This is a genomic window from Lapillicoccus sp. (assembly GCF_039935575.1).
Lineage (GTDB): Bacteria > Actinomycetota > Actinomycetes > Actinomycetales > Dermatophilaceae > Lapillicoccus.
This window is the reverse complement of record NZ_JBDTKA010000073.1, coordinates 60165-73491: the sequence shown is the minus strand read 5'-3', so window position 1 is coordinate 73491 and position 13327 is coordinate 60165. Positions and strand designations below refer to the sequence as shown.

The following is a 13327-nucleotide window of genomic DNA, read 5'->3' as shown; positions in this document are numbered from 1 at the left end:
CTCGCGCAGCCCGGTGTCGGTGTCGACGAAGATGACGCCCTTCTCCTGCAGGTCCTCGCGGATCTGGTGGTAGACGACCTCGGACTCGTACTGCGCCGCCACCCCCGCGACGAGGCGCTGCTTCTCTGCCTCGGGGATACCGAGGCGGTCGTAGGTGTTCCTGATGTCCGCGGGCAACTCATCCCAGGAGGTGGCCTGCTTCTCGGTGGACTTCACGAAGTACTTGATGTTCTGGAAGTCGATCCCGGTCAGGTCCGACCCCCACGACGGCATCGGCTTCTTGCCGAACAGACGCAACGACTTGAGGCGAAGGTCGAGCATCCACTGGGGCTCGCTCTTGCGCGACGAGATGTCGCGGACCACGTCCTCGTTCAGACCGCGCTTGGCGGTTGCGCCGGCGCTGTCGGAGTCGGCCCATCCGTACTCGTACCGGCCGAGGTCCTTCAGGCCGGGGTTGAGCTCTTCGATGTGCGTGGTCATCGCGGTGCCCCTTCGTGGGTAGGTGTTACCTGGTTCAAGGAGGTGGAGAGTCGTGGTGTTCCCGGCGGTTGCGGAGTTCGCGGGACGAACGTCGTGCAGACGTGCGCGCCGCCGGCCAAGGTGGCCAGTCGCTGGACGTGCACCCCGAGCAGACGGGAGATGGCGTCGGTCTCGGCGTCACAGAACGCCGGGAACTGCTCGGCGACGTGGCCGACAGGGCAGTGCCCCTGGCAGAGCTGGATGCCGGCGAGCGAACCGGAGCCGACCGGGCGGGCCGATGCGGCAAAACCGTCCTCGGACATCGCCTCGACAAGGGCGTCGACCCGAGCAGCGGGCTCGTGACCGGCATCGGCGAGCCGGCCCGCATACCGCTGCTCCAACCCGGACATCCGTTCCCGTGCGAAGTCGCGGACGGCCTCGTCGCCGCCCGCGGCGGCGAGGTAGCGCAGCGCCTCGGTCGCCAGTCCTTCATAGTCGGTCGGCAGGGAACCGTGCCCCGTGTCGGAGACCACGTACGCCCGGGCGGGGCGTCCGCGTCCGCGGGTTCCCGTGGTGGGGTCATGCTCGGTGACTGCGGACTGGTCGGCGAGGGTGTCGAGGTGACGTCGGACCGCCGCGGGCGTCAGGCCGAGGAGGCGTCCGACCTCGCTGGCGGTGACCGGTCCGTGTTCGGAGACGACTGCGAGGACCCGCTCGCGGGTGCGCTGCTCCTCCGGTTTGATAAACACCATGCCATTGTGACGTAATTGTCAAGAGGCCCGATAGTAAGGTCAGCCTAAGCCCGGTTGCCGCCCTGGTTCCGTCCTTAGACTCACGGGGTGCCGACTACCGCCGCTGTGACCGTCGAGGGGCTGGTACGCCGGTTCGGCGCCCTCGTCGCGGCCGACGAGATGAGCTGGGCCGCCCCCCTGGGCGCGGTCACGGCTGTCCTCGGCCCCAACGGTGCCGGCAAGTCGACCGCGGTCGAGTGCGCCGTCGGGCTGCAGCGGCCCGACGGCGGGTCCGTGCGGGTTCTGGGCGCCGACCCGTGGCGCTCCCCCGCCGAGCACCGCGCCCGGGTGGGGGTCATGCTCCAGTCCGGCGGCCTTCCCACGGGGACGACACCGCTGCGCCTGCTGCGCCACCTCGCCTCCCTGTATGCGGACCCGGTGCCGGTCGACGAGCTCGCCGGCCGGCTCGGCATCGACCGGTTCGCGGGCACGACCGTGCGTCGTCTCTCCGGAGGGCAGCGTCAGCGGGTCGCCCTTGCCGCCGCGTTGGTCGGGCGGCCCGACGTCGTGTTCCTCGACGAGCCGACGGCCGGTTTGGACCCGCACGGGCGCCTCGACGTCCACGAGCTCCTCGAGGAGGTTCGGTCCGAGGGCACGACTGTGGTTGTGACGACCCACTCGTTCGAGGAGGCGGAGCGGCTCGCCGACCACCTGGTCATCGTGAGCGAGGGACGCACTATGGCGCAGGGCCCGTCAGCCGAGGTGGTCGGCGCCGGCTCGCTGGAGACGCTGTACTTCGAGCTCACCCGCCGAGCCACGCGATGAGCGCCCCGGCCCCCGCCATCACCCGGGTCCTGGCCCAGTCCCGGTTCGAGCTCGGGACGCTGCTGCGCAACGGCGAGCAGCTGCTCGTCTCGCTGGTCCTGCCCCTCCTGGCCCTGGTCGGTCTGGCTGTCAGCACCGTTCCATCCCTCGGGACGGGTCGCCGCATCGACCTCGCCGTCCCCGGAGTGCTCGCCCTCTGCGTCATCTCGGCCTCCTTCACGTCTGCGGCGATCGCGACCGGCTTCGAGCGCAGGTCTGCCGTCCTGCGGCTGCTCGGGACCACTCCCCTCGGACGCGACGGACTGCTGTCCGCCAAGGCGTTGGCAACGCTGGGCGTCGAGGTGCTCCAGTGCGTGGTCATCGGGGCGGTCGGGCTCGTTCTGGGGTGGCGGCCGGAGGTCGCCGGGCTCGGCTACTCGGTCGTGTTCCTGCTGCTCGGCACCTGGGCCTTCGTCGCCCTCGCCCTCCTGCTCGCGGGCACCGTGCGCGCCGAAGGAGTCCTGGCGGTAGCGAACCTCGTCTGGGTGCTCCTGCTGGTTGCCGGCGGCGCGGTCGTCCCACGCACCGAGCTGCCCGGGATGGTGTCCACCGCGGTCGCCGTCCTCCCCTCGTCGGCGCTGGGCGACGGGCTGCGTGCCGCGCTCGCCGAGGGCCGGCTCACGGTCGCCCCCGTGGTCGTGCTCGTCCTCTGGGGTCTCGGAGCCACCGCCCTGACCGCTCGGACGTTCAGATGGTCCGACTGACGGGCAGCAGGTGGAGCGTCTGACGGGCGTGTCCGCGGGCCGCGCAGGCTCCCACCCTCCCGGATGCCCGGCACCGCGGCATCGGCGGCTCCTCGATGGGAGGGTTCTGCGCGCAGTCTGGCGCTCAAGCACCCGGACGTCTTCTCGGTCAGCCTGGCGTTCTCGAACCTGACGGTGTGCCGACCCGACGTCGGCGCGGACGAAACCGAGCTCGTGGGCCCGCCCAGGCCTCGCCGGCCAGCTCACCGCCAAGGGCTTCGTCGTCGAGATGCACGTCCGACCGGGGAGTCATGTTTCGAGACGGGGACGGCGACGTTGCAGCAGTCGTTGCGCTGGGCCGCAACCCGACTCGGGGGCTGACCCGTCTGCAGCACCCTCCGAGGAACTGCCTGAGACACTGCCCTAGTGACACCCCGTCCCCACCTGCGCCCGATCGCCCAGGACGACACCCTCACGGTTCTCAACCTCAACGCTCGCGACGTCGAGCTGCTCGCGCCGCTGGACGGCCAGCGGCTGGAGCAGCTGATCGGATGGGCCGACCGGGCCGACGTGCTTGACCTCGGGGAACAGCTCGCCGGTTTCGTCGTGACGTTCCAGCCGGGGACGGACTACGACGGGGTGAACTATGCGTGGTTCACCGAGCGCTACGCCGGCGAGTTCTACTACCTCGACCGGATCGTCATCGACGACGAGTTCCGACGGCAGGGGCTCGCCCGGTTCGTGTACGACGCGATGGAGGAGCTCGCCCGACCGTTTGCGAGGATGGTCCTCGAGGTGAACGTCGAGCCCCCGAACCCGGGGTCACTCGCGTTCCACCACGGACGTGGGTACGTCGAGGTCGGGCGACGGGGTGAGCCCGGTCACGTGGTCGCAATGTTGGTGAAGGAGCTGTCGGGTGGCCAGTGACGTCGAGGCGCCCACCGCACGCCGGGTCGGGTCGGTGCGGTTGCCCGCAGTCCCCCTGTCGTGGGTGCGGCCCATCCTGATCGCCAACCTCGTCGGAGAGGTCGGCATCGTCGTCACCGGCGGGATCGTGCGGCTCACGAGCAGCGGACTCGGCTGCCCGACCTGGCCCGAGTGCGTCCCGGGCTCGTTCGTGCCGGTCCCGCATCAGGAGGAGGGGATCCACAAGCTGATCGAGTTCGGCAACCGCACCCTGACCGGTGTTGTCGGGATGCTCGCCCTGGCCGCCCTGTACGCCGTCTTCACCCGGTTGCCGCACCGCCGCCCGTTGCACTGGCTCGGGGTCGGCATCATCGCGGGAATCCTGGGGCAGGCGGTCGTGGGCGGCATCGCCGTCCGGTTGACCCTCAACCCCACGATCGTCGCCTCGCACTTCCTGATCTCGATGGTGCTCGTGGCCCTGTCGACCATGCTGGTCCGCGGCGGCGAGGACGTGGAGCCAGGCATACGGAGGCTGCTCGTCCCACCGTTGGTGGCGCGGCTGGCCCTCCTCTGTGTGGGCGTCGCGGCCGTCGTCCTCGTGCTGGGGACCGTGGTCACCGGCTCGGGGCCGCACTCCGGAGATGCGGTGCAGCCCGCGCGGACCGGGTTCGACCCCCGGTCGGTTGCCTGGCTGCACGCCGACGTCGTCATGCTCTTCGTCGGCCTCGTGGTGGCAGTCGTCGTCGCGGTGGCGCTGACCAGCGAGTCAGTGCGCGCCAAGCGCACCTGGCGGGCGGTGCTGGTGGTGACGCTGTTGCAGGGCGTCGTGGGCTACGCGCAGTACTTCACGGACCTACCGGAGGCGCTCGTCGCCGTGCACATGCTGGGCGCGTCATTGCTGGTCGTCGTCGTCACGCTCGGCGTGCTGAACCTGCGAGCCCATCCGATCTGACCGCTCCGCTCGTCCGCCGGCGCCCGACCAGACTCACGTTCTCTGCGACCGAACTCACGTTCTCTGCGACCGGACTCTGCTGTTTGTGGACAATCCGGACGCCGAGGCGGCCAAAACCCGGGAATATCTGGGTTCGGTGGGCAGACACGCAGTCCGCCGCCGCTGTGCAAAGCCCCACGGACGGCCGACCGGTCATGGTCGAGATGGTCCACAGGGCGTCCAGGTCGGGCCACCGGGGCGCTGGGGCGCCGGGGCGCCGGAGGTCTGACTGAGCTAGTGTGCTAGCATACTCGCATGCCAGTATCTCCGGCAGGGTCGCTGGGCAAGTCCCAGTTCAACGTCTACCTCCCCCCCGACCTCGTCCGCGAGGTCAAGCACCGCGCGATCGACGATGGCGTCAGCCTCTCGGCGCTCGTCGAGGCCGCGCTCCACGCTTATCTGTCTGCCCCCCAACCTGCCTCCCAACCTGCCTCCGCACCCACCTCTGAAGGGACCCTGTGATGACCGCCGCCATGGTTCGGCCCGTGCGCTTCACCAACGACGTCGCCGCCATGCGGCGCTTCCTCGAGCTGCTGGGTATGCGCGCCCGGACCGAGTCCCGCGGCGGCGGGTGGGTCGACCTGGTTGCCGGGGCCGGCATGGTGGCCCTGCACTCGGTGGGGTCGTCCACCCGGGGAGCCCAGTCCGGGCAGACCACGCTCAGCTTGGAGGTGGGGGACCCTGACTCTGTCGCCGAGCGCCTGCGTGCCGCCGGTTTCTCCGACGCCGAGGTGGTCGACGAGTCCTACGGCCGTGACGTGCTGGTCACCGATCCCGACGGTGACCAGCTGCTGTTCAACGGCGTGAGCAACGACCTCTACGGCTACCAGCGAAAGGAGGCGGCGCCAGACCCGAGTCTGACGGTCTCGCCGACTCGGTTCACTGATCCGACGGGTCCGTACCGCGGATTCCTCGAGGCCTTGGGCCTGCGCGCCGTCGACGGCGGGACCGAGCATTTCGCGCCGTTCGAGGCGCAGGACGCAGGAGGTGAGGTCAACCTCCACGTCGTTTATGCCGGTGAGCTGCCTGTCGTCGACGCGCCGGGGGCGGTGCACCTGACCTTCACGACCCGGGAGCCGATGGCAGATCTCGCCGCGCGGTTAGCTTCGGCCGGCTTCACCGCCGAGGTCGTCCACGAGGACTTCGGATCACACGTCTCGGTCACCGACCCCGACGACCAGTCGGTCCAGATCTACGAAGCCCGCTGAAAACAGCGTCAGCGCAGGACGGCGATGTGCAGCAGCGGATCGATCGCGACCGCCACGAACAGGATCGTGAGGTAGGTGATCGAGAAGTGGAACAGCCGCATCGGCTTGAGGACGGCGGGACCGGCTCCCTCGCGTGCCCGGCGCAGCAGGCGGTGCGCCTCGACGACGAACAGCGTCCCGGCGACGACGGCACCGACGAGGTAGACCCAGCCCATCCGCCCCACCGGAACGAGAAGCAGCGAGGCCGCCACCATCGCCCACGAGTACGCCACCACCTGACGGGCCACGACGATGAACTTCTCGACCACCGGCAGCATCGGGATGTGCGCGGCAGCGTAGTCGTCCTTGAACTTCATCGACAGCGGCCAGTAGTGCGGCGGCGTCCAGAGGAACACGACGGCGAACAGGACCACGGGTGTCCAGGCGAGGGACCCGGTGACGGCCGACCAGCCGACGAGCACCGGCATACAGCCGGCTGCTCCGCCCCACACGATGTTCTGGGAGGTACGCCGCTTGAGCAGGGCGGTGTAGACGCCGACGTAGAACAGCAGCGCGGCAAGGGCGAGCGCGGAGCTGAGCCAGTTGACCAGCAGGCCGAGCCACAGCGTCGACGCAATGGTGAGCAAGAGCCCGAAAAGCAGTGCGGCGCGCGGGGATACGGTCCCTGTGACCAACGGGCGGTTGCTCGTGCGGTGCATGACCGCGTCGATGTCGCGGTCGAGGTAGCAGTTCAACGTGTTGGCTGCACCAGCGGACAACGTCCCGCCCACGAGAGTCGCGACGACGAGCCACAGCGACGGCACCCCACGATGCGCGAGGAACATTACCGGGACCGTGGTGATCAGCAGCAGCTCGATGATCCGCGGCTTGGTCAGGGCGATGTACTGGCCGACGACGAACCGCACGCCACGGCCGTCCGGCGAAGGGGCCGCCGCCAGGTCGGCGCGTGGGTCGAGAGCGGTCACGAGGTCCTTCGGCAGTGGGGAGGCGGAACGGTGGTGATGGTTTCGGTTGCTAACACGAGTCTAGACCGACCACCCACAAGCCAGCCCCAGGGCCGGGTCTCCTACGCGCCGGTCCGCCCATGGTGCCGGGACATTTGCGGACGATAGGCTCGAAGCAACAGGTTCCGGCTTGAAGGAGAACGTCCAGTGACCCCGTCAGCTAGCTCGGCCCGTTCACACCGGGGCTCGGTGCTCAAGGGACGCAGCCCCGACCTGCCGCTCCCCATCGCGAAGAAGGCCGGATGGAGCGACCTCGACGTGCGCGCCGTCGACACCGCCCGGATCCTGGCGGCCGACGCGGTGCAGAAGACCGGCAACGGGCACCCTGGCACCGCGATGTCGCTGGCACCGCTGGCCTACCTGCTCTACCAGAACGTGATGGTCCACGACCCGGCCGACCCGGCCTGGCTCGGCCGTGACCGGTTCGTGCTCTCCTGCGGGCACTCGAGCCTGACCCAGTACATCCAGCTCTACCTCTCCGGCTACGGCCTGGAGATGAAGGACCTCGAGGCGCTGCGCACCTGGGGGAGCCTAACGCCGGGCCATCCCGAGGTCCATCACACAAAGGGCGTCGAGATCACTACCGGCCCGCTCGGGTCCGGGCTCGCCTCTGCGGTCGGTATGGCGTTCGCGCAGCGGCGGCAGCGCGAGATGTTCGACGCCGGGGCCACACCGGGTGAGAGCCCGTTCGACCACCACATCTACGTGGTCGCGTCCGACGGGGACATGATGGAGGGCGTCACGCACGAGGCGTGCGCGCTCGCCGGGCACCAGGAGCTCGGCAACCTCAGCCTGGTCTACGACCAGAACCACATTTCGATCGAGGACGACACCAACATCTCGTTCTCGGAGGATGTCGGTATGCGCTTCGAGGCCTACGGCTGGGACGTGCGCACCGTCGACTGGCGCAAGCAGGCCGCTGACGACGAGGGCGGGCACCGCTACGTCGAAGACGTTGACGCCCTCCTGGCCGCGCTCGAGGCGGGCAAGAAGGTCCGCAACAAGCCGTCGATCGTCATCCTGCGCACCATCATCGCGTGGCCGGCGCCGACCAAGCAGAACACCGGCAAGGCGCATGGTTCGGCGCTCGGCGACGCGGAGGTCGAGGCGACCCATGCGCTCCTCGGGTTCCCCTCGAAGCGGTTCCCGGTCGAGCGTCAGGTCCTCGCGCACGCTCGCAAGGTCGAAGCGCGAGGCAAAGCCGCGCACAAGGCCTGGGACAAGAGATATGCCACCTGGCGCAAGGCGAACCGCGACAAAGCCGCGACCGTCGACCGGCTCGTGCGAGGCAAGCTGCCCGACGGCATGGTCCGGGCGCTGCCCACCTTCCCTTCCGATCTCACCAAGGGCATGTCGACCCGCGCCGCGTCGGGCAAGGTGCTCGACGCCCTGTCCGGCGTCGTCCCCGAGCTATGGGGCGGGTCGGCCGACCTGGCCGAGTCCAACAACACGACGATGGCCGGTGTCTCGTCGTTCATCCCGACCGACAAGCAGACGGCGGAGTGGCCAGGTGGGCCGGGCGGTCGGACGCTGCACTTCGGCATCCGGGAGTTCGGGATGGGCTGCATCCTCAACGGCATCGCGCTCGAGGGGTTGACCCGCCCCTACGGCGGCACCTTCCTGGTGTTCTCCGACTACATGCGAGGGGCGGTACGCCTGGCGGCGCTCCAGGACCTCCCGGTCACCTTCGTGTGGACGCACGACTCCATCGGGCTGGGCGAGGACGGGCCGACACATCAGCCGGTCGAGCAGCTCGCGGCCCTGCGCGCCATGCCCGGGCTCGACGTGGTCCGTCCCGCGGACGCCAACGAGACCTCGGCTTGCTGGGGCGCGATCCTGGAAAACGGCGACCCGGCCGGGTTGGTCCTCACCCGGCAGAACCTCCCCGTCTACGACCGAACTGCCTTCGCCAAGGCGAGCAAGGCCCGCAAGGGCGCCTACGTGCTCGTCGACGGCGGTCCGGACGGTGCGCAGACGCCCGACGTCATCCTCATCTCGACCGGCTCCGAGGTGAGTATCGCGGTCGAGGCCCGCGAAAAGCTCGAGAAGTCCGGGATCAGGACCCGCGTCGTCTCGATGCCCTGCCGGGAATGGTTCGAGCGGCAGACCAGGGCCTATCGCGAGAAGGTCCTGCCGCCCACGATCCGAGCCCGGGTCAGCATCGAGGCGGCAGTCGGCCTCGGCTGGCGCGACTACGTCGGCGACGCCGGGCGGATCATCAGCCTCGAGCACTTCGGCGCCTCCGCCGACTACAAGACCCTCTTCAAGGAGTTCGGCATCACACCCGAGGCCACGGTCCGCGCGGCCAAGAACTCCATCAAGGCCGCCAAGGCAACGGAGTCTGCCGCCGTGGTCGCCCCCGTCGCCGAGGTCAACCCCCGGTCGACCTCGAACGGATCTGCCACCGACAAGCACGCCGTCGTCCCGGCGGCCAAGAAGGCGGCCGCCGGCGCTCGTTGATCGCCAACCGCCGCACGCCTGACTCGCCGCACGCCTGACTCGCCGCACCCGTCTCACCCTTCTCACCACGAAGCACAGGAAGCTGAGCACCATGACCAACGACAACCTCCAGGCACTCTCCGACGCCGGCGTCTCCATCTGGCTCGACGACCTGTCGCGCGACCGCCTCGACTCCGGCAACCTCGCGGAGCTGGTCAAGACCCGCAACATCGTCGGGGTCACGACGAACCCGTCGATCTTCCAGGCCGCCATGTCCCAGGGGACGGCGTACGACGACCAGATCGCCAAGCTCGCCGAGGCCGGCAAGACGGTCGAGGAGGCCGTCTTCGCGATGACGACCGACGACGTCCGCAACGCCTGCGACGTGATGAAGCCGGTCTTCGACTCGACCGACGGCGTGGACGGGCGCGTCTCGATCGAGGTCGACCCCCGATTGGCGCACGAGACCGCGAAGACCATCGCGCAGGCCAAGGAGCTGGGGGGTGCGGTCGACCGGGACAACGTCCTGATCAAGATCCCGGCGACGCTCGAAGGGCTGCCGGCGATCACCGCCGTCCTCGCCGAGGGCATCAGCGTCAACGTCACCCTGATCTTCAGCCTCGAGCGATACCGCGCGGTCATGAACGCCTTCCTCACTGGTCTCGAGCAGGCGCACGCCAATGGCAAAGACCTCTCCAACCTCGAGTCGGTCGCCTCGTTCTTCGTCTCCCGCGTCGACACCGAGATCGACAAGCGCCTTGACGCGATCGGCACCGACGAGGCGAAGGCTCTCAAGGGCAAGGCCGGTGTGGCCAACGCCCGACTGGCTTACCAGGCCTATGAGGAGGTCTTCTCGACGCCGCGCTGGACCAGCCTGGCCGACCAGGGGGCCCACCCGCAGCGTCCGCTGTGGGCTTCGACCGGGGTCAAGGACCCGGCCTACAAGGACACCCTCTACGTCGTCGACCTGGTCGCCAAGGGCGTGGTGAACACGATGCCCGAGAAGACCCTCGACGCGACCGCTGACCACGGTGAGGTGGTCGGCGACACGATCACCGGCGAGTACGCCGACGCCCAGAAGGTGCTCGACGACCTCGACGCGATCGGGATCAGCTACGCCGACGTCGTCCAACTCCTCGAGGTCGAGGGCGTCGACAAGTTCGCGAAGTCCTGGGGCGAGCTGCTCAGCGAGGCGACTGCCAACCTCGAGAAGGCGGCCCGGTGAGGTCGGGACTCTCAGCGCCGACCATAACGAGAATGTCGTGAGCCCCGCGCGGGTCGCGCCCGGTGTCAATCCGCTCCGTGACCCGCGCGACCGCCGGCTCCCACGGATCGCGGGACCGTGCGGGATGGTGCTCTTCGGCGTCACCGGGGACCTGTCGCGCAAGAAGCTGATGCCGGCGATCTACGACCTGGCCAACCGCGGGCTGCTCCCGCCAGGGTTCAGCCTGGTGGGGTTCGCCCGCCGAGACTGGGCCCACCAGGACTTCGGCCAGGTCGTCTACGAGTCGGTCCGTCAACACGCGCGCACGCCGTTCCGCGAGGATGTGTGGCGCAACCTGGCAGAGGGGTTCCGTTTCGTCCCAGGCACGTTCGACGACCCGGCCGCGTTCGACCTGCTCTCCGACACCGTGCACCAGCTCGAGCACGACCGGGGCACCGGAGGCAACCTGGCCTTCTACCTCTCGATCCCGCCGGGCAACTTCGCCCAGGTCTGCGAGCAGCTGCAGCGCTCCCGCCTCGCGGCGCCCGAGGGCACGTGCTGGCGGCGGGTCGTCATCGAGAAGCCGTTCGGCCACGACCTGAAGAGCGCTCGCGAGCTCAACGACATCGTCGGCCGGGTTTTTCCGAGTGACTCCGTCTTCCGGATCGACCACTACCTGGGCAAGGAGACGGTCCAGAACATATTGGCGCTGCGGTTCGCCAACCAGATGTTCGAGCCGATCTGGAACGCCAACTACGTCGACCACGTGCAGATCACCATGGCCGAGGACATCGGCATCGGCGGTCGCGCGGGCTACTACGACGGCATCGGCGCGGCCCGGGACGTGATTCAGAACCACCTCCTGCAGCTGCTCGCGCTGACCGCCATGGAGGAGCCGGTCTCGTTCGGCGCCCGTGACCTGCGCTCCGAGAAGGAGAAGGTCCTCTCGGCCGTCCAGATCCCCAAAGAGATCGGCCGAGACACGGCCCGCGGTCAGTACGCTCACGGCTGGCAAGGCGAAGAGGAGGTGCGCGCCTACCTCGAGGAGGACGGCGTGGCCCCCGGTTCGACAACTGAGACGTATGCCGCAGTCAAGCTGACGATCGACACCCGCCGCTGGGCCGGGGTCCCGTTCTACCTGCGCACGGGCAAGCGACTGGGCAAGCGGGTCACCGAGATCGCCGTCGTCTTCAAGCGCGCGCCACACCTGCCGTTCGACGACACCGCAGCCGAGGAGCTCGGCCAGAACGCGATCGTGATCCGCGTCCAGCCGGACGAGGGCATCACCATGCGGTTCGGGTCCAAGGTTCCCGGCAACCAGATGGAGGTCCGTGACGTCACCATGGACTTCGGTTACGGCAGCGCGTTCACCGAGTCGTCTCCCGAGGCATACGAACGGCTCATCCTCGATGTCCTGCTCGGCGACCCGCCGCTGTTCCCGCGCCACGAGGAGGTCGAGCTGTCCTGGCGGATCCTCGACCCGATCGAGGTGTGGTGGAGCAAGCACGGCCGGCCAGAGCAGTACGCGGCGGGTGGGTGGGGACCTACCTCGACGCACGAGATGATGGAACGCGACGGCCGCACCTGGAGGATGCCGTGATCATCGACCTGCCGAAGACCTCGACGGTCGCAGTGAGCAAGAAGCTCGTCGCCCTGCGCAACGACGTCGGCGCGATGACCCTCGGTCGGGTCCTCACCCTGATCATCGTGGTCGAGGATCACGAGGCCGAGGAGATCATCGAGGCCGCCAACGACGCCTCCCGCCAGCACCCGTGCCGCATCATCGTGGTCGTCGCGGCCAACCGCCGCGGAGCCACTCGGTTGGATGCACAGATCCGGCTCGGCGGCGACGCCGGCGCCAGCGAGATCATCGTCATGCGGCTTTACGGCACGCTGGCCAGCCACGAGCAGTCGGTCGTCGTACCGCTGCTGCTGGCCGACTCCCCCGTCGTCGCGTGGTGGCCTCGCGAGGCCCCGGTCGACATGCGCGTCGACCCCATCGCCCAGATGGTTCAGCGTCGCATCACCGACGCCGCGGAGTCGAGAAACCCCAAGGCGATGCTCAAGCGGTTGGCCGACCACTACCAGCCCGGTGATACCGACCTGGCCTGGACCCGGATCACGCGCTGGCGCGGCCTGCTCGCTGCAGCGCTCGACGGGCCGCCCTACGAGGTGGTCACAGAGGCGGTGGTCGCCGGTGCCCTGGACTCCCCCTCGTCCGAGCTGCTCGCGGCCTGGCTAGGAGTGACGCTCAAGGTGCCTGTCCGCCGCGTCCGCACTGCGGCCGGGACGGGAGTCGTGAGCGTGCGACTCTCGCGCAGTAGCGGCCACATCGACCTGGTACGCCCCGACGGCACCATCGCCACGCTGTCGCAGCCCGGCCAGCCCGACCGACGGATCAGCCTCAAGCGTCGCGGCCTGGCCGAGTGTCTCGCCGACGAGCTGCGCCGGCTGGACGACGACGACACCTACAGCCGAACGCTGACCAAGGGGCTGCAAACCCTCAAGACGGTCCGCCTCACCGCGTCCGAGGCCGCCGCCCGCGGACAGGCGCCCTCGACAAAGCAGGCTCGACGCCTCGCGGCCAAGCTGGGGAGAAGCCCCCTGTCCAAGGAGGCTGCCGAGATGGTGACGGCGAAGCCGCCCCCGGACCGGGGCGACACGGTGGCAGTCAAGAAGGCGACGGCCCGCAAGGTCGCCGGGGCGCCGACCGAGCGCGAACGGGTCGTCGGCCGCCGCGCGACCACGAAGTCGGCTCGCGCGGCGGTCAAGCAGGCCGAGGCGGAGGACACCGCGGCCAAGGGCCGCCGCCCCAGCCGGGCGCCGGGGGCCTGATCG

Annotated in this window: 12 protein-coding genes and 1 pseudogene; 10 read left to right on the top strand and 3 right to left on the bottom strand. The window is 69.4% G+C overall.

The genetic code is table 11. From position 1 onward, the window contains the following. Both ABI385_RS09210 and ABI385_RS09205 read right to left on the bottom strand, forming a co-directional pair. Positions 1 to 480, bottom strand: a pseudogene (locus ABI385_RS09210) (Fe-S cluster assembly protein SufB); the annotation flags it as partial. After that, positions 477 to 1208, bottom strand: a complete 732-nt coding sequence (locus ABI385_RS09205; protein WP_348103447.1) for a helix-turn-helix domain-containing protein — start codon at positions 1206 to 1208, stop codon at positions 477 to 479. The gene ABI385_RS09205 and the pseudogene ABI385_RS09210, both read right to left, overlap by 4 nt. Before the next feature lie 90 nt (positions 1209 to 1298). Between ABI385_RS09205 and ABI385_RS09200 the strand changes: the two genes are divergently transcribed. The 6 genes from ABI385_RS09200 (at position 1299) to ABI385_RS09175 (ending at position 5842) form a co-directional block, all read left to right on the top strand. Next, positions 1299 to 2015 carry an ABC transporter ATP-binding protein gene (locus tag ABI385_RS09200; RefSeq protein ID WP_348103446.1) on the top strand — a complete coding sequence of 239 codons (717 nt, stop codon included), beginning with the start codon at positions 1299 to 1301 and terminating at the stop codon, positions 2013 to 2015. Then, positions 2012 to 2758, top strand: coding sequence for an ABC transporter permease (locus tag ABI385_RS09195; RefSeq protein ID WP_348103445.1), 747 nt, complete (start codon positions 2012 to 2014; stop codon positions 2756 to 2758). Before ABI385_RS09200 ends, ABI385_RS09195 begins: the two co-directional genes overlap by 4 nt. Before the next feature lie 405 nt (positions 2759 to 3163). Further along, positions 3164 to 3664: a GNAT family N-acetyltransferase gene (locus tag ABI385_RS09190; protein WP_348103444.1), complete on the top strand. Its 501-nt coding sequence runs from the start codon at positions 3164 to 3166 to the stop codon at positions 3662 to 3664. Then, a complete protein-coding gene (locus ABI385_RS09185; RefSeq protein ID WP_348103443.1) occupies positions 3654 to 4595 on the top strand; it encodes a COX15/CtaA family protein in 942 nt (313 codons plus the stop codon). The genes ABI385_RS09190 and ABI385_RS09185 overlap by 11 nt, the downstream gene beginning before the upstream one ends. Before the next feature lie 294 nt (positions 4596 to 4889). After that, positions 4890 to 5096, top strand: coding sequence for a CopG family transcriptional regulator (locus ABI385_RS09180; protein WP_348103442.1), 207 nt, complete (start codon positions 4890 to 4892; stop codon positions 5094 to 5096). After that, positions 5096 to 5842, top strand: a complete 747-nt coding sequence (locus tag ABI385_RS09175) for a hypothetical protein (protein ID WP_348103441.1) — start codon at positions 5096 to 5098, stop codon at positions 5840 to 5842. The genes ABI385_RS09180 and ABI385_RS09175 overlap by 1 nt, the downstream gene beginning before the upstream one ends. 8 nt (positions 5843 to 5850) lie before the next feature. Here the strand turns inward: ABI385_RS09175 and ABI385_RS09170 are convergent, their stop codons facing one another. Then, a complete protein-coding gene (locus tag ABI385_RS09170; RefSeq protein WP_407068248.1) occupies positions 5851 to 6807 on the bottom strand; it encodes a heme o synthase in 957 nt (318 codons plus the stop codon). Positions 6808 to 6993: 186 nt separating this feature from the next. Between ABI385_RS09170 and tkt the strand changes: the two genes are divergently transcribed. From tkt to ABI385_RS09150, 4 genes are all read left to right on the top strand, one after another. Beyond that, the gene (gene tkt, locus ABI385_RS09165; RefSeq protein ID WP_407068247.1) at positions 6994 to 9306 is read left to right on the top strand and encodes a transketolase; all 2313 of its coding nucleotides are present in this window, start codon (positions 6994 to 6996) and stop codon (positions 9304 to 9306) included. A gap of 91 nt (positions 9307 to 9397) precedes the next feature. After that, positions 9398 to 10510, top strand: coding sequence for a transaldolase (gene tal, locus ABI385_RS09160; RefSeq protein WP_348103440.1), 1113 nt, complete (start codon positions 9398 to 9400; stop codon positions 10508 to 10510). Between the two features lie 37 nt (positions 10511 to 10547). Continuing rightward, positions 10548 to 12089 (top strand): glucose-6-phosphate dehydrogenase, encoded by a 1542-nt coding sequence (gene zwf, locus ABI385_RS09155; RefSeq protein ID WP_348103439.1) that lies wholly within the window; start codon positions 10548 to 10550, stop codon positions 12087 to 12089. Continuing rightward, positions 12086 to 13324 carry a glucose-6-phosphate dehydrogenase assembly protein OpcA gene (locus tag ABI385_RS09150; protein WP_348103438.1) on the top strand — a complete coding sequence of 413 codons (1239 nt, stop codon included), beginning with the start codon at positions 12086 to 12088 and terminating at the stop codon, positions 13322 to 13324. The genes zwf and ABI385_RS09150 overlap by 4 nt, the downstream gene beginning before the upstream one ends. Positions 13325 to 13327: the final 3 nt, after the last annotated feature.